This is a genomic window from Micromonospora sp. CP22 (genome assembly GCF_009712475.1).
Classification (GTDB): domain Bacteria; phylum Actinomycetota; class Actinomycetes; order Mycobacteriales; family Micromonosporaceae; genus Micromonospora.
The window spans coordinates 653,399-671,244 of the sequence record NZ_VCJO01000001.1; the positions used below are offsets into that span (position 1 = coordinate 653,399).

Here is a 17,846-nt window from a genome sequence, read left to right on the forward strand (position 1 = left end):
CACGCTGGTCGGCGTGTCAACGCTGCGCGATCTCGCCGAGGAACACACCCGCCTGAGCCGGGTCGACATCGACCACCTGCACCGCATCGCCGGTGACTGGCAGCTGCTGTCCGACCTCTCCTTCGCCGACCTGCTGCTCTGGGTACCGGTGGACGGTGAGGGCAGCTTCCTCTGCGTGGCCCAGGTCCGCCCGACGACCGCGCCCACCGCCTACCAGGACGACCAGGTGGGACGGATCGTCGGCGGCCCGGAGGTGGCACACCTGGATGTGGCCTACCGGCAGGGGCGGATCTGGCGGGAGGGCGACCCGGTCTGGTACGGCGACGTGCCCGCCCGGCACGAGGCGATCCCGGTCCGGCTGCGTACCGCCGACGGCGAATCCGGCGAGGTGATCGCCGTGGTGGGCCGGGACACCAACCTCTCCACCGCCCGTACGCCCAGCCAACTGGAGTTGAACTACCTGACCACCGCCGACGACCTGGCGCAGATGATGGCGGACGGCACCTTCCCGCCGCCCCGGCACCCGGGCGAGACCACCTCGGCACCACGGGTCGGCGACGGGTTGGTGCGACTGGACGCGGGCGGCAAGGTCACCTATGCCAGTCCCAACGCGCAGTCGGCGTACCGGCGGCTGGGGCACGCCTCGCTCCTGGTCGGCGAGGATCTCGCGGTGCTGCACCGGCGGCTGGCCGACGACCCCCTGGAGGGCACGGACGCCGCCAACGGCATCCTCGCCGCGCTGCGCGGCGAGGCGCCGCCCCGGCGGGAGATCGACGCACGCGGGGCGACGATGCTCACCCGGGCCCTGCCGCTGATGCCCGCCGGGGTGCCGATCGGCGCGTTGGTGCTGGTTCGGGACATCACCGAGGTACGCCGACGCGACCGCGCCCTGATCACCAAGGACGCCACCATCCGGGAGATCCACCACCGGGTGAAGAACAACCTCCAGACGGTGGCGGCGCTGCTGCGCCTCCAGGCCCGCCGGGTGTCCATGCCCGAGGCGCGGGTGGCGCTGGAGGAGTCCGTGCGGCGGGTCGCGTCGATCGCCTTGGTGCACGAGACGCTCGCCATGTCCAGCGACGAGGCGGTGGAGTTCGACGGGATCGTCGACCGGGTGGCCAACGCGGCGACCGAGGTGGCGGCGACCGAGGTGACCGTCGCGATGCGTCGTATGGGCACCTTCGGTGTGCTGCCGGCCGAGATCGCCACGTCGTTGGTGATGGTGCTCAACGAGCTGCTGCTCAACGCCGTCGAGCACGGCTTCCCACCGGCCGGAGACGACTCCCCGGCGCTCACCGGCCCTGCGAAACCCGAGGTGGTGGTCTCGGCTCAGCGGCTCCGCAAGATGCTGCACGTCACCGTCACGGACAACGGCCGGGGCCTGCCGGCGGAGTTCGACGCCGAGGGCGGTGCGAAGCTCGGGTTGCAGATCGTGCGGGCACTGGTCACCGGGGAACTGCGCGGCACCATCGAGTTGCGACCCGGTGTCGAGGGGGGCACCGAGGCGTTCCTGGCCCTGCCGCTGGCCCGTAGCGCCCCCGAGGGGCGCTGAGAGCGGCGCTTCCCACCCGGTCCGCCGCCCCGCCAGCGGCGGCCGAGCAGCCCGAGGTGCGCCGGCCTCGCCCGCACCGGTGGTCAGCCGCGCCGGGTCAGCAGGGCGAGGGTGATGCCGGGCCGTGGCCACACCTCGGCCACCGTGAAGCCGTCGCGTAGCGCGTCCCCCTTGGCGCCGGGTACGCCGGCCAACGGGTCGGCCCGCCGCCCGGCCCGTACCAGCCAGACCCGGTCCGCCCCGGCCAGGCACTCGGCCGGGCGGTCGCATTCGGCGGCCCACAGATCACCCCGGCGTTGCGCCTCCTCGACCAGCAGCGCGTCGCGTGGAGTCCGGTCGCCCAGGTGGTATCGCAGACCGAGGTCGAGGAAGAACCAACTGTCCCGGGGTGAGTAGACCACCGCGTCACCGGGCCGCCGACCGCTCGCGACGATCTCGGCGACCGCGCGGTAGTCCACCGTCGCACTGCGGGGCCACTCGTGGGTACGCCGCAGCGCGGCCTGGTCGGGCAGGCCGAGCAGGCCGGTGAGGACCACCACCGCCAGCGCGGCGGGCAGCCGGGTGGAGGCCAGCGCCGTGCCGGCCAGCAGGCAGCCGAAGGGCACCACGAAGACCAGGTAGCGGGGCACCCACAGGGGGACGACCAACCCGGCCAGGAAGAGCAGTAGCACCGGTGCCAGCACACAACTCAGCGGCAGCAGACCACGGCGACCGGCCCGGGCCGCGCCCAGCGCGGCGAGTCCGAGCAGCACCCCACCGACCACCCCGCTCTGTGCCACGCCTGTGGCCAGCGCCGCCAGGTCCCCGGGCCGGGCGGCGTCCACCCAGTCGAGCTGCCGGGCCCGCTGCCCCCGGGCCACCAGGGCCACCGGCACCACCGCCAGCGCCACCGGCACCAGTGCGACCAACCACGACCAGACCGGTGACACCCGTCTCCGGCCCGATCCGCCCGCCCGGTCACCGTCGTCCGGGCCGGTGGCGGCCCGGACGCCGCCGGTCCTGGTCAGCACGGCGAGGGCCTGGGCGGCGAGCAGGGTGAGGGCCACCAGGTGGGTGAGCCCGACGGCGGTGGTCGCCGCCGCGTAGCCGACCCACCGCCGTCGAGCGGGTCGCCGCAGCGCGTCGACCAGCAGCAGGGTGCTCAGCACGGCGAGCGCGCTGGCCACGGCGTACGGCCGTGCCTCCTGCCCGTACCGGGAGGTGCCGGGAAGCACCGCGAACAGCAGACCGGCGAGGGTGCCGACGCGGACGTCCCACAGCCGCTGCCCGAGGAGGGCGGTCAGCCCGGCCGTGGTGGCCATGGCGAGTGCCGAGGGCAGGCGTAGGGCGGCCACCGAATCGCCGGCCACCGTCGACCAGGCGTGCATGAGCAGGTAGTAGGGGGCGCTCGCGGCGTCGATGGTGCCGGTGAGCCGGAACAGGCCGGTCAGTCCTCGGGTGGCGGCACTCCAGGTGGCCAACTCGTCCCGCCAGGGCTGGGCGGAGTCCAGCCCCACCAACGTCACCAGCAGGGTGACGGTCGACGGCACCAGCCACACCGGCAGCGAGCGCAGCCGCATTCCGCTCAGCCGGACGCCGATCCCGGCGACCGGAATCGACTTATCGGGCAAATCCCCCACAGGGTGAGCCTGCCACACGGTGACGCTCGGAGCGGTCGGCAGCAACCGCCCGTGATGTGGGATCCAGCACGCGGTCATTGGCTGGCCTGCCCGGGGTGTGGCAGCATGACGTTCATGACTGCCGCTGTCGTACGTCGCTTCGTGGCTCGCCGCCACGTCGACTACGGCCGCGTTCGCAGCGCCATCTGTCCGGCTCACTGACGACGCCCGACCACCCTGCCTCGGGCACGCAGCGCGCCGGCCGTGCAAGACAACGTTGTCCACGGTCCCTCCGGGGAACCGGTCGCCGCGCCCGCTCAGCCCCACCGAGGCGCAGCAGACAACGGAGGACGCCGCGATGGCAGTCAGCGAGATTCCGGCCCGTCAGCCACGATCCCCCCGACGTCCCCGTGGCGAGGGTCAGTGGGCGCTCGGGCACCGGGAGCCCCTCAACCCCAACGAGCGGATGAAGAAGGACGACAATCCGCTCAACGTGCGGGCGCGCATCGAGAACATCTACGCCCATCGTGGTTTCGCCTCCATCGACCCACAGGACCTGCGCGGCCGGTTCCGGTGGTGGGGCCTGTACACCCAGCGGAAGGCGGGCATCGACGGCGGGCGCACCGCCGTGCTGGAGCCGCACGAGCTGGAAGACGAGTTCTTCATGCTGCGGGTACGCGTCGACGGTGGCCAGCTCGACCTGGCGCAGCTGCGGACCGTCGCGGAGATCTCCCGCGAGTTCGCCCGGGACACCGCGGACATCACCGACCGGCAGAACATCCAGTACCACTGGATCCGGGTCGAGGACATGCCGGAGATCTGGCGGCGGCTGGAATCGGTCGGGTTGCAGACCACCGAGGCCTGCGGCGACTGCCCCCGGGTCATGCTGGGCAGCCCGGTGGCCGGGGTGGCCGAGGCCGAGCTGATCGACTCCACGCCCGCCATCGACGAGATCGTCAAGCGGTACGTCGGCGACCCGGAGTTCTCCAACCTGCCACGCAAGTTCAAGTCGTCGATCTCCTGGCTGGCGGACATCCCGTACGAGGCGAACGACATCGCCTTCCTCGGTGTCGATCACCCCGAACACGGTCCGGGCTTCGATCTCTGGGTCGGCGGCGGCCTGTCCACCAACCCGATGCTGGCCCAGCGGCTGGGCGTCTGGGTGCCGCTGTCCGAGGTGCCCGACGTCTGGGCCGGGGTGGTGGGGATCTTCCGTGACTACGGCTACCGCCGACTGCGTCACCGGGCCCGGCTGAAGTTCCTCGTCGCCGACTGGGGCGTGGCGAAGTTCCGGGAGGTGCTGGAGAAGGAGTACCTCGGCCGGACGCTGCTCGACGGTCCCGCCCCGGAGCTGCCCGAGCGGCCGATCGACCACATCGGCGTGCACCGGCAGCGCGACGGTCGCAACTACGTCGGTGCCGCCCCGGTGGTCGGGCGGGTCTCCGGCAGCCAGCTCGCCCAGTTGGCGGACGTGGTCGAGGCGCACGGCAGCGGCCGGGTGCGACTCACCCCGTACCAGAAGCTGCTGGTGCTGGACGTGCCGCCGGAGCGGACGGACTCGTTGGTCGCGGGTCTGCGCGACATCGGCCTGGAGGCGCAGCCGTCGGCCTGGCGGCGCGGCACCATGGCCTGCACCGGCATCGAGTACTGCAAGCTCGCCATCGTCGAGACCAAGGCGCGCGGCGAGGAGCTGGTGGCCCGGCTGGAGCAGCGCCTGCGTGACTTCGACGCGGACATCTCCATCCACATCAACGGCTGCCCCAACGCCTGCGCCCGCACCCAGGTCGCGGACATCGGCCTCAAGGGGCAGTTGGTGACCGGGCCGGACGGCCGTCAGGTGGAGGGCTTCCAGGTGCACCTCGGCGGCGGACTCGGCATGGCCGAGGGACGCACCGCCGGCTTCGGGCGCAAGCTGCGTGGCCTGAAGACCACCGCCGAGGAACTGCCCGACTACGTCGAGCGGCTGGCCGTGCGCTATCTGGCGGGGCGGACCGAGGGCGAGACGTTCGCCAACTGGGTGATTCGGGTCGACGAGGAGGAACTGCGATGAGTGGTACAACTCGTTCCGCGCCGCTGTACTGCCCGTACTGCGGCGAAGAGGATCTACGGCCGAGCGAGACCGGGCACGGCGCGTGGGAGTGCCACGCCTGCGCCCGGGTCTTCACGGTCCGGTTCACCGGCCTGCTCTCCCGGGCGGTGAGCCGATGAGCGCCCTGATCTCCGCCGCCGCCCTCAACCTGGTCGACACCCGTCCGGTCGTCGCCACCGACACCGATGCGTCTCGGCGTGACCCGGACGAGCTACGCGCACTGGCCGAGCGGGCCGCTCGGGAACTGGAGGGCGCGCCCGCGCTGGAGATCGCGCGGTGGGCGGCGGAGACCTTCGGGGACCGGTTCTGCGTGACCAGCTCGATGGCCGACGCGGTCCTCGCCCACCTGGTCTCCCGGGTCGCACCGGGGGTGGACGTGGTCTTCCTCGACACCGGCCTGCACTTCCCGGAGACCCTCGCGATCCGCGACGAGGTGGCCCGCACGCTGCCGGTGAACGTGCGGTCCATCCGGCCCCGGCTCACCGTGGGGCAACAGGACGGCGAGTACGGGCCACGGCTGTTCAACAGGTCGCCGGACGAATGCTGCCAGCTGCGCAAGGTGGAGCCGCTGGAGCGGGCGCTGGTCGGTTATGACGCGTGGGCCGCCGGTCTGCGCCGTGACGAGTCACCGACCCGCGCCAACACGCCGGTGGTGACCTTCGACGCGCGTCGGGCCAAGGTGAAGGTCAACCCGATCGCGGCCTGGACCCAGTCGGACGTCGACGCGTACATCGCCAGGTGGAACGTGCCGGTCAACGAGCTGTTCCGGCGCGGCTACGGCTCGATCGGCTGCTGGCCGTGCACCCGGCGGACCAAGGCGGGCGAGGACCCACGGGCGGGTCGTTGGGCGATGTTCGAGAAGACCGAGTGCGGGCTGCACGTCTGACCGGAGACGGCGGACGAACCCCTCCCGCCGAGCCCCGGTCGTCGGGAGATCCGCTGCTGCTGGTCGCGCATGGCAGCCGCGATCCGCGGGCGGCCGACGCGACCAGGGCGCTCGCTCGGGCGGTGGCCGCCGTCCGTCCCGGTACCCCGGTGTCGGCGAGTTGGCTCGACCACACCGACCCCGACCCGACCGAGGCGCTCCGAGGGTTGGCGGCGGCCGGACACTCCCGCGCGGTGCTGGTGCCGCTGCTGCTGACGGCCGCGTACCACCGCCGGGTCGACATCCCGGCGGCGGTGGCGGCGGCCCAGCGATCGGGTCCACCGATCCAGGTGCGGGTCACCGACGTGCTCGGACCGGTTGGCGGGGAGGTGGACCCGGCACTGCTGGCCGGGCTGCGGCGGCGGCTGGGCGAGGCGCAGCCGGGTCGGTACGACGCGGTGGTGCTGGCCGCCGCGGGAACCCGGGACGCGGCGGCTCGGGGATCCGTGGGTCGGGTGGCCGAGGCCCTCGGTGGCGCCCTCGGCGCTCCGACACGGGTCTCCTACGCCTCGGCGGCACCGCCGGCCGTGGACGCCGCGGTGGCGCGGTTGCGGGCACGTGGCGCGCGCCGGGTGGCGGTGGCCGCGTACTTCCTGGCACCCGGGTTGTTCCACGACGGCGTGGTGACCGCGGCACGGCGGGCTGGGGCGGTCGCGGTGGCCGACCCGCTGACCGACGCGCCGGAACTGGTCGATCTGGTGCTGCGCCGGGTGGACGCCGCCGGGCAGCAGAACGCCCCGGCGGGCTGAGCCGACCGGGGCGTCTCGCTTCGTACGTGTGTGGTGGTCAGGCGGAGTGAGCGCGCAGCACCCGGAGGCCGCCGCGACGCTTGACGGCGCGCCGCTCCTCCTCGCTCATCCCGCCCCAGACGCCAGCGTCCTGACCGGATTCCAGTGCCCACTGCAGGCACTGGTCGGTCACGGAGCAGCGCCGGCAGACGGCCTTGGCCTGCTCGACCTGCAGGAGAGCCGGACCGGACGTCCCGATCGGGAAGAACAGCTCCGGGTCCTCGTCGCGGCAGACAGCATGGTGACGCCAGTCCATGGCGGCAACACTCCTCATTCTGGATGGGTGGCAGATGTTGCTTCTTGGTGCTTTTCCTATATGCATCCGCATTGCCGATCGTGACGGTTAGCGACCGTCATTTCACCAATGCGTGAGCAGGCTGTTGGCCCGCAGGACCTGCTGAAAAGCTCGACTGGTCGAGCGAATCCAGGCAATGTCCCGCTAGTTCAAGTTCGCTTGTGAATACTTTCACGAACTCACCCAATGTCAAGGGTGACGCTCGGAAAAACTCCGGACGGTGAGCAAGCCCACAACCCATTTGTCCGGGTTCCGGAGGCCTCCGGCTACCCGTCGTACCACAGTCGAGGATCAATATAGTACAGTCCGCCGCACATTGCTGACATTTCCGACACGCGCCTCGGGTGTCGCAGCCGTCGCGTCGGGGGAACGTCGACTACCTCACCCCGGTGGGACCGGAGACCTAACAGATTACTCTGAGTGCGGCCGGAACGGAGGTGAATCTGACTTTTTCCCGCTCGCCAAGATAGTCGCCGTCGAGCTGAAATGCCTGCGGACGGCCCGCTACCAGCGTGAACTCGGCCACGTCGTGCAGCCGGAGCACCTGACGACCTCGCGGATCGGGCGTCTGAGCGAAGAACTGCGTCACCGTACGTGTCGTGCTGACAACTCCGAGGTGGCGAAGGGCCATCACATCGAGGCCGAGGTCGAACGACGCGTCCGGGTTCGGGTTGACCTCCCGCTCCCCGACGTAGGTCCACGGGGCGGTGTTCTGCACGATGATCGTGGCCAGCTCGTCCTCGGTCGCCTCGCCCGGACGCTCCAACCGGATCGCCGGGTGCCGCCGCTCGCCACCCAGCAGGAACTGCGCGGTGAACGCCCGGAAGTAGAGCGAAGGGGAGGGGACCCGTCCCCGGCGGCGCGACTCCTCGACCCGGTGGATCACCGACGCGTCGAGCCCGAAGCCGGCGCAGAACGTGAAGTAGCGGTCGTCGGCCCGGCCGAGGCCGATCGTGCGGTGCCGACCCAGGCGTAGCCCTTCCAGGATCATGCTGGCGCCCTCCGGCCACTCCCGGGGCAGACCGAGCGCCCGGGCGAAGACGTTGGTCGAGCCCCCGGGCACGGTGGCCAGCGCCGGCAACCGGTCGGCGGTCGGCTCGGCACCACCGGCGGAGGTCGCCGCCATCAGGCCGTTGACGACCTCGTTCACCGTGCCGTCGCCACCGAGGGTGACCACCACGTCGACGCCCTCCTCGGCGGCCTCCCGGGCCAGCGTGGTGGCGTGGCCGCGCTGGCGGGTGTACCGCACGGAGAGTTCGACCTCACTGCGCAGCGCTCGGACGAGCACGTCACGCGCGCGCTCACTGGTGGTGGTGGCCTTCGGATTGACCAGCAGGACAGCCCGCATGGGCGGCACAATACCCCGCGACCCCACCGGTATCGTGACCGCGTGACCATCGACTCCGACCCAACCCCTGTCACGCTCCGTTGGGCGGTCCGGCTGCTGCGCGGCCAGGCGGTCGCGGTCGGACTGGTCGCCGCCTGGCTGATCTTCGCCGACCTGACCGCCACCACCACGGACCTGACCTCGGCGCTGCTGGTGACGGCCTTCGCCATCGGTGCCGCCGTCGCCCTCTGGGCGCTGGGCGGTGCCCTGCTCCGACGGCGGGCCGGTGCTCGCGCACCGGCCATCGTGCTCCAGCTCATGCTGCTGCCGATCGGCTGGTTCATGATCCAGGGCGGGCTGGGCTGGCTCGGCGTGCCGCTGATCGCGCTCGGGGTCGGGGTCACCTGGTTGCTGGTGAGCCCGCCGACCACCCGCGCGCTGGGCTTCGAGTGAGCTGACCCGCGCGTCCGTTCGCCGAGCCGCGTACGGCGTACCGCGTCGCTCAGCCGCGCGGCACGCTCACCAGCCGGAGGCGCGTCGGGTGAGCAGCGAGATGGTCGCCCGCCCGTCGGTCGCGCTCGCGCCCGCCGACGTGGTCAGCGCGGTGAGCACCTTCCACGCGAACGAGGACTCCGCCGGCAGCCGGGCACCCGGCGTCGTCGGCACGGTCACCTCGACGGTCAGTGCGTCCTCGGTGACCGAGAAGCGGCAGTCCAGTTCGGCGTCGCGGGCGGCGATGGCGAGCAGCATCGCGCAGGCCTCGTCGACCGCGATGCGCAGGTCCTCGATCTCGTCCAGCGCGAACTGGAGGCGGGCCGCGAGGCCAGCGGTGGCGGTACGCAGCACGCTCAGGTAGCCGCCGTCCGCAGGCACGGTGAGGTGCACGATGTCGTCATCGGTCGTCGGCTGGCCGGTCAGTTGAGTCACCACTCATCCCCCCGGTCGGGGACTCTACCCGCTGGGGCCGCCGAGTGGTTGGTGATGGTCAGCGCGGCCACCGGGGCGTACCGGAGGGACTCGTCCGGGACGGCGACCGAGGGCACCAACGCGTCGGCGGTCGGCGCGCCGCTGGGGCACGCCGACCGCCGACGCGATGAACGGCAGTGAGGCGACTCGCGCCTCAACCGCCGTACGCGGCAGCGTCACGCCTGCTTGGTCTCCCAGAAGATCTTGGAGATCTCGTCGATCTTCTGGAGCAGTTCGTCCGCCTTGGACGGGTCGGTGGCGCCCTTGGCCCCGGCGGCACCGGCCAGCTTGGTGGCCTCGTTGAACAGCTGGTGCAGGTGCGGGTACTTCTCGAAGTGCGGCGGCTTGAAGTAGTCGGTCCACAGCACCCAGAGGTGGTGCTTGACCAGGTCAGCCCGCTGCTCCTTGATCAGGATCGCCCTGGTGCGGAACTCCGGATCGGTGTTGGCCTGGTACTTCTCGCAGATCATTTTCACCGACTCGGCCTCGATGCGGGCCTGTGCGGGGTCGTAGACGCCGCAGGGCAGGTCGCAGTGGGCGCTGGCGCTCACGCGGGGCGTAAGGATGCGTGGAAGTCGCATCGGGATCCTCCATGGGAAGTTTGCGATGATCCAAGACGACATTACTCCTGGACGGTGGTCCCCGAGGCCGCTGGAGGTGAAACCCGTGCCCGCACCCCGGCTGCGGTGGCCGCTGTCGGCCGTGCTGGTGACCGGACCCTCCATGTCGCCCACGCTGCGCCACGGTGACGCGGTGCTGGTACGGCGGGGGGACCGTGCCGTCCGCCCCGGTGACGTGGTGATCGCGGTCTTCCGCAGCCGGCCTGAGTTGCTGGTGGTCAAACGGGCGGTTCGCCCGGTCGACGGCGGCTGGTGGCTGGCCGGAGACAACGATCTGGTCACCGACGACTCCCGGGCGTACGGCGTGGCTGACGTGCATGGCCGCGTGCTGCTCCGGTACTGGCCACGGCCGGGACGGTTGTCGTCCCGGCCGTTATGACCCTGCTCACATACTGGACCGTAGGGCGTGACTATGCTCGGAAGCGCCCGGGTGACCCCCCGCACCGCGCGCCGCCGCTCGTCGCCTCACCGTGCGCCCGATCGGTCGGTCCAGTCGCTCGATTCTTCTGGAGTCACCATGTCTTCGTCCACCGTGGACCCTGCTGATCCCGTCTTCCAACTGCACCGGGGCGGCAAGATGGCCGTCGTCTCAACCGTGCCGCTGACCAGCCGTGAGGACCTCTCCCTCGCGTACACACCGGGTGTGGCCCGGGTCTGCGAGGCGATCGCCGCCGAACCGGACCTCGCCCACGACTACACCTGGGCGTCGCGCACCGTCGCGGTCGTCACCGACGGTTCGGCCGTACTCGGTCTCGGCAACATCGGCCCGAGCGCCGCGCTGCCGGTGATGGAGGGCAAGGCCGTGCTGTTCAAGCAGTTCGGTGGAGTCGACGCGGTACCCGTCTGCCTGGCCACCCAGGACGTCGACGAGATCGTCGCGGTGGTCACCGCGCTCGCGCCGTCGTTCGGTGGCATCAACCTGGAAGACATCAGCGCGCCCCGGTGCTTCGAGGTGGAGCGGCGGCTCGACGAGGCGTTGGACATCCCTGTCTTCCACGACGACCAGCACGGCACCGCGATCGTCGTGCTGGCGGCGTTGCGCAACGCCGCGACGCTGCTCAACCGCAAACTCGGCGATCTGCGGGTGGCCGTCAGCGGCGCCGGGGCGGCCGGCGTGGCGGTGACCAAGATGCTGGTGGCCGGCGGAGTGGACCCGGAGCGGGTGGTGGTCTGCGACTCCCGGGGCATCATCTCCCGGCAGCGCACCGGGCTGACCGGGACGAAGGCGGAGCTCGCCGAGCTGACCAACGCCGACGGTCGGCAGGGTGACATCACCGAGGCGCTGCGCGACGCCGACGTGTTGATCGGCGTCTCCGGCGGGCTGATCCCCGAGCGGGCGGTGGCCGGGATGGCACCGGACGGCATCGTGTTCGCGCTGGCCAACCCCACCCCCGAGGTGGACCCGGCGGTGGCCGCTCGGCACGTCGCGGTGGTCGCCACCGGTCGTAGCGACTATCCGAACCAGATCAACAACGTGTTGGCCTTCCCGGGCGTGTTCCGGGGAGCGCTTGAGGCCCGAGCCTCCCGGATCACCGACGCCATGAAGGTCGCCGCGGCCGACGCGATCGCCTCGGTGGTGGCCGAGGCGCTGACGCCGGAGGCCATCGTCCCCTCGCCGCTCGATCCCAGGGTGGCACCGGCGGTGGCCGACGCGGTCGCCGAGGCCGCCCGCCGCGACGGCGTCGCCCGCGCCTGAGGTGTTGGTGTAAGGAAGGGCACCTTCTTAACGCCTGGTGTATAGGAAGGGTCCCTTCCTTACATCCAGGTGTAGGAAGGGGCCCTTCTTAACGGGCGCTCAGCTTGTTACGGTGCGGATCATGCGTGCCGCCTTCGCCTGCCGATTCGACGACGCCGACCCGCTCGCCGCGCTCACCGTCGGTGAGCAACCCGAGCCGAGCCTGGCCGACGACGACTGGGTGACGCTGCGCGTCACGGCCAGTTCGCTCAACCACCACGACCTCTGGTCACTGCGCGGGGTCGGGCTCCGGGCCGAGCAGTTGCCGATGATTCTCGGCTGCGACGCCACCGGCGTGGACCCGGACGGCAACGAGGTGGTCGTCTACCCCGTCGTGCCGACGCCGGGCGATCCGCGCGGGATGTCCATCCTCTCCGAGCACTTCCCCGGCACGCTGGCGGAGCGGGTGGCCGTACCCCGGTCGAATCTGCTGCGGCTGCCGACGGGGCTCACGGCCACCGACGCCGCGTGCCTGCCGACGGCCTGGCTGACGGCCTGGCGGATGCTCACCACCAAGGGCCGGGTCGACGAGGCCGACGCCGTCCTGGTACAGGGCGCCGGGGGCGGCGTGGCCACCGCGGCCGTCGTGCTGGCCGCCGCGATGGGCAAACGGGTGTACGCGACCAGCCGGGATGCCGCCAAGCGTGCGCGCATCGCCGAGTTGGGCGCGACCGCCGTGGAACCCGGCGCACGGCTGCCCGAGCGGGTCGACGTGGTGATCGAGACGGTCGGCGCGGCCACCTTCGACCACTCGTTGAAGTCGTCCGCCCTGGGGGCCCGGATCGTGGTCTCCGGCGCGACCGCCGGTCACGAGCCGAAGGTCAACCTGCGCCGGGTCTTCGCCATGCAGTTGGAGATCCTGGGCACCTCGATGGGCACCCTGGACGAGCTGGCCGCCCTGCTGACCTTCTGCGCCGAGCGGGGGGTCCGCCCGGTGGTGGACAGCGTCGTGCCGTTCAGCCGGGTCGGCGACGCCTTCGCCCGCCTGCACTCCGGGGACGTCTTCGGCAAGGTGGTCGTCGACCACACCGCGTGAGACCGCCGCTCACCTTGCGGTCGTCGTCGCCGGGCGAGCGCCGGAGGCGACGACGACCGGGTGTTCGTACGCGGATCCGCGTGACCTACAGCTGGTTGTCGAGGTTGGCGATGCCGTCGCGGGAGGCGGCGGTGGAAATACGCTCCTTGGCCTCGGCGTCGCCGTAGAGCGTCCACCGGAGGAACTCGATGGTGGTGTCCGAGACCACCCGCAGCGACGCTCCCTCATCGCGCAGCAGGCCACGGCCGTGGTCGCCGTCGGGCAGGCTCAGCATCGCCTTCGGCCACGGCACCTTGTCGTACGCGGCCTTGCCGGCGGCGTACTGCACCACCTCGTCGACCTCGCCGTGCACGAACAGTTGCGGAGCGGGGGTACCGGCGAACGCGGTGCCCACCCCGGCGGCGGTGCCGGAGAGGACGACCCCGGCGGAGAGCCGGATGTCGCGGTTGAAGGTGAACAACCCGATGGTGGTCACCCCTCCCGCCGAGTGCCCGGCGGCGGCGACCCGGTCGGTGGCCAGTCGGCCGCGCAGCGGATCGCCGTCACGGGTGTCGAGGGCGAGCACCCGGGTCAACGCGGACGACACGTCTGCCGCCTGGTTGAGCACGTCGAACACGTTGAGGTTCGCACTGCTCCCGGAGGTGTTCGGGAAGGTCGGGGCGGCCACCACGAATCCGGCGGCGGCCCAGCGGGTCACCAGCGTGGCGTAGTCCTCCGGGTAACCGCCCAGGCCATGGCTGAACATGATCACGGGAAACGTCCCGTCGGCGGCGTCGGCACCGCTGACCGGATTCCCGCCGGCCCGCCCGACCGCGGGATACCAGATGGTGATCGGCACCTTCCGGTCGTCGTCGGGGTTCGCCTTCAGCTTGCGTACGCCGAGTGCGAAGGTCCGCTCCGGGGCGCTGCCGGCGGGGATCGCCGGTGCCGAGGCGGAGGCCGACGGCGTGACGGAGGCGGTGGCCGACGGGCTGGGCGCTTCCGCCCCGACGGTCGGCTCCTGATCGGTGGAACAGCCGACCAGAGCGCTGGCGAGAAGACCGGTGGCGACCAGAGCGGCGACGGTGCGAGGCGACATGGCTCAGATTGTGCCCGCCGTCGGCTCGTCCGGGCGGTGCGGGCTCGACGGCGGTGGGCAGGATGCCGACTGGACAGGTTTCGCTAAGGTTCCCGGCATGGCTGAGAACTACACCGATCCGAGCGGCAACACCGAGGCGTTCCGCGCCTTCGTCAACACGGACACCGCTGCGGCGGAGGCGACCTCGCGTACCGGCCTGATCATCGGGGCGGCAGTGGTCGCCGTGGTGCTGCTCGCCCTCGCCACCTGGCTCGCCTTCGGCTGACCGGTCGGGCTCGACCGATCCTCCGCACGTCGCCCGCGCGCCCGGCCGACCCCGCTGCGCCCGTGGGCCGACCAGTCGTGCCCGGCCGAGGTCAACCGCCGTCCGCGACCACTGCCCGGGCGGCCCGGGCGATCTCCCGCTCCTCGTCGGTGCCGATGACGCAGACGGCGACCTCCGCCCCGTCCGGGGAGATCAGCCGATCGCCGCTGCCCACGTTGCGGTCCGGGTCGACGACGATGCCGAGCCGGTCCAGTCCGGCCAGCGTCGCCGCGCGTACCGGTGCCGCGTGCTCGCCGACACCGGCGGTGAAGGTGACCGCGTCCACCCGGCCGAGCAGCGCGTAGTACGCCCCCACATAGCCGGTGATCCGGCGGCAGTAGACGTCGAAGGCGAGCGCTGCGGCCTCGTCACCGGCGGCCCGGCGGGCGAGTAGTTCGCGTACGTCGTTGACCCCGCTCAACCCGAGCAGGCCGCTGCGGTGGTTGAGCAGATCGTCGATCTCGTCGACGCCCATGCCCCCCTCGCGACGCAGGTGGAACACGATGGTCGGATCGAGATCACCACTGCGGGTACCCATCACCAGGCCCTCCAGTGGCGACATCCCCATCGAGGTGGCGACGCTGCGGCCACCGGCCACCGCGCACGCGCTCGCGCCGTTGCCCAGGTGCAGCGTGATCGTGTTGATCTCCTCGTACGGGCGGTCCAGCAGTTCCGCCGTGCGCCGGGACACGTACGCGTGGGAGGTGCCGTGGAAGCCGTACCGCCGGACCCCGTACCGCTGTGCGACCTCGCGGTCGATCGCGTACGTGGCGGCGGATTCGGGCAGCGTGTGGTGGAACGCGGTGTCGAAGACCGCCACCTGCGGCACGTCCGGCAGGGCCCGACGGGCCACCTCGATACCGGCGAGGTTCGCCGGATTGTGCAGGGGCGCCAGCGGCACCAGGTCGGCGATGGCGGCCAGTACGGCGTCGTCGACGAGGGTCGGTGCGGTGAACCGCCGGCCGCCGTGCACCACCCGGTGACCCACGACCGCCAGGCCGGTCAGGTCCAGCTCGCCCAGGATCTGCCGGATCGCGCCGGTGTGGTCGCTCGGCCCACCGCCGGGCTCGCCGATGCGTTCGACGGTGCCCTTGTCCAGGACGCGGTCACCGTCGTACAGCCGGTATTTGATCGATGAGGAGCCGCTGTTGAGCACCAGCACCTTGCTCATGCCGACCCTCCGTCGCACTGCGGGGTGGCCGCGGGCCTACCGGGGCCGGGTCGGCGGTTCACGACGCCGCCTCGTCCGACGTGGGCACCTCGGCGAGTGCGGCGGCCTGGATGGCGGTGATCGCCACGGTGTTCACGATGTCCGGCACGGTGGCCCCCCGGGAGAGATCGTTGACCGGCCGGCGTAGGCCCTGCATGACCGGCCCGACGGCCACCGCTCCGGCGGAGCGCTGCACCGCCTTGTAGGTGTTGTTGCCGGTGTTCAGGTCGGGGAAGATGAAGACCGTCGCACGACCGGCGACCGGGCTGTCCGGCAGTTTGGTGGCCGCGACCGCCGGATCGATCGCCGCGTCGTACTGGATCGGACCCTCCACGGCCAGGTCAGGTCGGCGTTGGCGGACCAGCGCGGTGGCGGCGGCGACCTTTTCCACGTCCTCGCCCGCACCGGAGCTGCCGGTCGAGTACGACAGCATCGCCACCCGAGGTTCGATGCCGAACCGGGCCGCGGTGTCCGCCGACGAGATGGCGATGTCGGCGAGCTGTGCGGCGTCCGGGTCACGGTTCACCGCACAGTCGCCGTAGACCAGGACCCGGTCGGCGAGCAGCATGAAGAAGACGCTGGAGGCGACGGAGACGTCCGGCATGGTCTTGACGATCTCGAAGGCCGGGCGGATGGTCGCCGCCGTGGTGTGCGTGGCACCGGAGACCATGCCGTCGGCGTGGCCTGCCCACACCATCATGGTGCCGAAGTAGTTCGGTTGGGCGACGATGTCGTGGGCCAGTTCGGCGGTGACGCCCCGGTGGGCACGCAGCTTCGCGTACGCCTCGGCGAACTCGTCGCGCCACGGGCTGGTCGCCGGGTCCACCACCTGTGCCTTGCCGATGTCCACGCCCAGGTCCCGGGCGCGTCGAGCGACCTCCTCGGGGCGGCCGAGCAGAGTCAGGTCGGCGACCCGCCGACGCAACAGGATCTCGGTGGCGCGCAGGATCCGCTCCTCGGTCCCCTCGGGCAGCACCAGGTGCCGCCGTTGGGCGCGGGCGCGGTCGATCAGGTCGTACTCGAACATCAGCGGGGTGACCCGGGTGGGGCGGCTGACCCGTAGCCGGGCGGCCAGCTCGTCGGTGTCCACGTGCGCCTCGAACGCGCCGACAGCGGTCTCCACCTTCCGGGGGTTCCCGATGTTGGGTCGGCCCTCGATCCGGCTCGACGCGGCCACCGTGTGATAGCTGTCGCTGTCCACCGAGAGGACCGCGAGCCGGGCGTTCAGCGCCTCCACCAGGCGCATCGCCCGGGGATCGGGTGGCACGCCGAGGGTGAGCACCAGCCCGGCCAGGGACACCTCCCCGGCGACGTGCGCGGCGCTCGCCGCGACCAGCAGGTCGTCCCGGTCGCCCGGCATGATCACCAGCGCGCCCTCGGTCAGGTGCTCCAACAGGGTCGGCACGTGGGCGGCGCCGACGACGTAGTCGAGCACGTCACGGGAGAGGGCGTTCTCGTCGCCGGCCAGCAACCGGGCGTTCAGCGCCGCCGCCACCTCCGCCACGGTCGGCGCGGAGACGCTCGGCACCTCCGGAATGGCGTACGTGGGGACCGGCAGCCGGGGCAGCGTCATCGACTCGGGAACCCGGTTGGCGAGCACCGCGAGCACGGTCGCGCCGAGGTCCGCGAGGTCGTGGTAGGCGCCCCGGGCGGCGGCCGCGATCGCCTCCGGCTGCCGCCCGTACCCGTCGACCACGGGCACCACGACGCTGCCGAACTCGGTGGCCAGTCGGGCGTTGAAGGCCAGTTCCCGTGGCCCGGCCTTGTCACCGGCGGCGGCGAAGTCACTGCCGATGACGACCATCGCGGCGAATTTCCGCTCCACCTCGCGGTAGCGCTCGACGATCCGGGTGATCAGTTCCTCCCGGCGACCGTCGGCGACCAGGGCGGTGGCCTCGGCGTACGTGGTGCCGTGCAGGTCAGCCACCGGCAGCCCCACCCGGTAACGCTCGCTGAGCAGGGCGAGGATCGGGTCGGGACGGTCCTGCGCGACCAGCGGACGGAACACGCCGATCCCGCCGACCTGCCGGGACAACAACTCGGCGAGGCCGAGGGCGATGGTCGACTTCCCCCCGCCCGAGCCGACACTGGTCAGGTACACGCTGCGGGCCACGGACTCACGCTACAAGATCAGGGTTGTTCCCGCGTAGGTCCTCGGACCCGCCCATCCGGGCCGTCCGGCAATCCCGCGCGCCCACGGGCCACCGAGCGAGCGCCACCAGCGTGGCGGGGGAGGGACCGGGGATCCCGCGCCACGGGCCACCCGTTTCCGCCACGGTCGGTTCGGCCGGAAGGATTTTTGTTTCGGCCCGACCGACCAGGT

General features: G+C 71.8%; 18 protein-coding genes. 10 read left to right on the forward strand and 8 right to left on the reverse strand.

Annotation, left to right across the window (positions count from 1 at the left end; genetic code table 11):
• The first annotated feature begins 13 nt into the window (after positions 1-13).
• The gene (locus FF096_RS02985) at positions 14-1,552 is read left to right on the forward strand and encodes a histidine kinase N-terminal domain-containing protein (RefSeq protein ID WP_309222551.1); all 1,539 of its coding nucleotides are present in this window, start codon (positions 14-16) and stop codon (positions 1,550-1,552) included.
• An 83-nt stretch (positions 1,553-1,635) separates the two neighbouring features.
• Here the strand turns inward: FF096_RS02985 and FF096_RS02990 are convergent, their stop codons facing one another.
• Positions 1,636-3,111 carry a glycosyltransferase family 39 protein gene (locus FF096_RS02990; RefSeq protein WP_155214930.1) on the reverse strand — a complete coding sequence of 492 codons (1,476 nt, stop codon included), beginning with the start codon at positions 3,109-3,111 and terminating at the stop codon, positions 1,636-1,638.
• Positions 3,112-3,508: 397 nt separating this feature from the next.
• On the opposite strand from FF096_RS02990, the gene FF096_RS02995 reads away from it, so the two are divergent.
• The 4 genes from FF096_RS02995 to FF096_RS03005 are packed head-to-tail and all read left to right on the forward strand — an operon-like array spanning position 3,509 to position 6,913.
• Positions 3,509-5,200, forward strand: a complete 1,692-nt coding sequence (locus FF096_RS02995; RefSeq protein WP_155214690.1) for a nitrite/sulfite reductase — start codon at positions 3,509-3,511, stop codon at positions 5,198-5,200.
• Positions 5,197-5,358, forward strand: coding sequence for a hypothetical protein (locus tag FF096_RS26240; RefSeq protein ID WP_196222424.1), 162 nt, complete (start codon positions 5,197-5,199; stop codon positions 5,356-5,358). Before FF096_RS02995 ends, FF096_RS26240 begins: the two co-directional genes overlap by 4 nt.
• Entirely contained in the window at positions 5,355-6,125 is a 771-nt protein-coding gene (locus FF096_RS03000; RefSeq protein ID WP_155214691.1) for a phosphoadenylyl-sulfate reductase, read from the forward strand. The genes FF096_RS26240 and FF096_RS03000 overlap by 4 nt, the downstream gene beginning before the upstream one ends.
• Positions 6,107-6,913 carry a sirohydrochlorin chelatase gene (locus tag FF096_RS03005; RefSeq protein ID WP_375335279.1) on the forward strand — a complete coding sequence of 269 codons (807 nt, stop codon included), beginning with the start codon at positions 6,107-6,109 and terminating at the stop codon, positions 6,911-6,913. The genes FF096_RS03000 and FF096_RS03005 overlap by 19 nt, the downstream gene beginning before the upstream one ends.
• Before the next feature lie 37 nt (positions 6,914-6,950).
• Here the strand turns inward: FF096_RS03005 and FF096_RS03010 are convergent, their stop codons facing one another.
• Positions 6,951-7,208, reverse strand: a complete 258-nt coding sequence (locus tag FF096_RS03010) for a WhiB family transcriptional regulator (protein ID WP_007072794.1) — start codon at positions 7,206-7,208, stop codon at positions 6,951-6,953.
• A 442-nt stretch (positions 7,209-7,650) separates the two neighbouring features.
• Positions 7,651-8,595 (reverse strand): diacylglycerol kinase family protein, encoded by a 945-nt coding sequence (locus FF096_RS03015; RefSeq protein WP_155214692.1) that lies wholly within the window; start codon positions 8,593-8,595, stop codon positions 7,651-7,653.
• 42 nt (positions 8,596-8,637) lie between these two features.
• On the opposite strand from FF096_RS03015, the gene FF096_RS03020 reads away from it, so the two are divergent.
• Positions 8,638-9,027, forward strand: coding sequence for a hypothetical protein (locus FF096_RS03020; RefSeq protein ID WP_309222552.1), 390 nt, complete (start codon positions 8,638-8,640; stop codon positions 9,025-9,027).
• Positions 9,028-9,093: 66 nt separating this feature from the next.
• Here the strand turns inward: FF096_RS03020 and FF096_RS03025 are convergent, their stop codons facing one another.
• Entirely contained in the window at positions 9,094-9,501 is a 408-nt protein-coding gene (locus FF096_RS03025) for an ATP-binding protein (RefSeq protein ID WP_309222553.1), read from the reverse strand.
• A gap of 215 nt (positions 9,502-9,716) precedes the next feature.
• Complete coding sequence (gene sodN, locus FF096_RS03030) at positions 9,717-10,121, reverse strand: superoxide dismutase, Ni (RefSeq protein ID WP_099849980.1); 405 nt, start codon at positions 10,119-10,121, stop codon at positions 9,717-9,719.
• A 25-nt stretch (positions 10,122-10,146) separates the two neighbouring features.
• On the opposite strand from sodN, the gene FF096_RS03035 reads away from it, so the two are divergent.
• From FF096_RS03035 to FF096_RS03045, 3 genes are all read left to right on the forward strand, one after another.
• Positions 10,147-10,539 carry a S24/S26 family peptidase gene (locus tag FF096_RS03035; protein WP_155214693.1) on the forward strand — a complete coding sequence of 131 codons (393 nt, stop codon included), beginning with the start codon at positions 10,147-10,149 and terminating at the stop codon, positions 10,537-10,539.
• Positions 10,540-10,677: 138 nt separating this feature from the next.
• A complete protein-coding gene (locus FF096_RS03040; RefSeq protein ID WP_155214694.1) occupies positions 10,678-11,856 on the forward strand; it encodes an NADP-dependent malic enzyme in 1,179 nt (392 codons plus the stop codon).
• A 112-nt stretch (positions 11,857-11,968) separates the two neighbouring features.
• On the forward strand, positions 11,969-12,931 hold the full coding sequence (locus FF096_RS03045) for a zinc-binding dehydrogenase (RefSeq protein ID WP_309222554.1): 963 nt from the start codon (positions 11,969-11,971) through the stop codon (positions 12,929-12,931).
• 85 nt (positions 12,932-13,016) lie between these two features.
• On the opposite strand, the gene FF096_RS03050 is transcribed toward FF096_RS03045, so the two are convergent.
• Positions 13,017-14,009 carry a chlorophyllase gene (locus FF096_RS03050; protein ID WP_155214696.1) on the reverse strand — a complete coding sequence of 331 codons (993 nt, stop codon included), beginning with the start codon at positions 14,007-14,009 and terminating at the stop codon, positions 13,017-13,019.
• Positions 14,010-14,106: 97 nt separating this feature from the next.
• Between FF096_RS03050 and FF096_RS26245 the strand changes: the two genes are divergently transcribed.
• The gene (locus tag FF096_RS26245; RefSeq protein ID WP_196222425.1) at positions 14,107-14,274 is read left to right on the forward strand and encodes a hypothetical protein; all 168 of its coding nucleotides are present in this window, start codon (positions 14,107-14,109) and stop codon (positions 14,272-14,274) included.
• 91 nt (positions 14,275-14,365) lie between these two features.
• Here the strand turns inward: FF096_RS26245 and FF096_RS03055 are convergent, their stop codons facing one another.
• Together FF096_RS03055 and pta are read right to left on the reverse strand one after the other, a co-directional pair.
• The gene (locus FF096_RS03055) at positions 14,366-15,484 is read right to left on the reverse strand and encodes an acetate/propionate family kinase (protein ID WP_155214697.1); all 1,119 of its coding nucleotides are present in this window, start codon (positions 15,482-15,484) and stop codon (positions 14,366-14,368) included.
• A 58-nt stretch (positions 15,485-15,542) separates the two neighbouring features.
• Complete coding sequence (pta, locus tag FF096_RS03060) at positions 15,543-17,636, reverse strand: phosphate acetyltransferase (RefSeq protein WP_309222555.1); 2,094 nt, start codon at positions 17,634-17,636, stop codon at positions 15,543-15,545.
• Between the last annotated feature and the right edge of the window lie 210 nt (positions 17,637-17,846).

What these genes read in the sequence shown, in the direction of transcription:
- FF096_RS02990 (WP_155214930.1), bottom strand. Translation starts at nt 3,111, where the DNA reads ATGCGGCTGCGCTCGCTGCCGGTGTGGCTGGTGCCGTCGACCGTCACC.
- FF096_RS02995 (WP_155214690.1), top strand. Translation starts at nt 3,509, where the DNA reads ATGGCAGTCAGCGAGATTCCGGCCCGTCAGCCACGATCCCCCCGACGT.
- FF096_RS26240 (WP_196222424.1), top strand. Translation starts at nt 5,197, where the DNA reads ATGAGTGGTACAACTCGTTCCGCGCCGCTGTACTGCCCGTACTGCGGC.
- FF096_RS03000 (WP_155214691.1), top strand. Translation starts at nt 5,355, where the DNA reads ATGAGCGCCCTGATCTCCGCCGCCGCCCTCAACCTGGTCGACACCCGT.
- FF096_RS03010 (WP_007072794.1), bottom strand. Translation starts at nt 7,208, where the DNA reads ATGGACTGGCGTCACCATGCTGTCTGCCGCGACGAGGACCCGGAGCTG.
- FF096_RS03015 (WP_155214692.1), bottom strand. Translation starts at nt 8,595, where the DNA reads ATGCGGGCTGTCCTGCTGGTCAATCCGAAGGCCACCACCACCAGTGAG.
- sodN (WP_099849980.1), bottom strand. Translation starts at nt 10,121, where the DNA reads ATGCGACTTCCACGCATCCTTACGCCCCGCGTGAGCGCCAGCGCCCAC.
- FF096_RS03035 (WP_155214693.1), top strand. Translation starts at nt 10,147, where the DNA reads ATGATCCAAGACGACATTACTCCTGGACGGTGGTCCCCGAGGCCGCTG.
- FF096_RS03040 (WP_155214694.1), top strand. Translation starts at nt 10,678, where the DNA reads ATGTCTTCGTCCACCGTGGACCCTGCTGATCCCGTCTTCCAACTGCAC.
- FF096_RS03050 (WP_155214696.1), bottom strand. Translation starts at nt 14,009, where the DNA reads ATGTCGCCTCGCACCGTCGCCGCTCTGGTCGCCACCGGTCTTCTCGCC.
- FF096_RS26245 (WP_196222425.1), top strand. Translation starts at nt 14,107, where the DNA reads ATGGCTGAGAACTACACCGATCCGAGCGGCAACACCGAGGCGTTCCGC.
- FF096_RS03055 (WP_155214697.1), bottom strand. Translation starts at nt 15,484, where the DNA reads ATGAGCAAGGTGCTGGTGCTCAACAGCGGCTCCTCATCGATCAAATAC.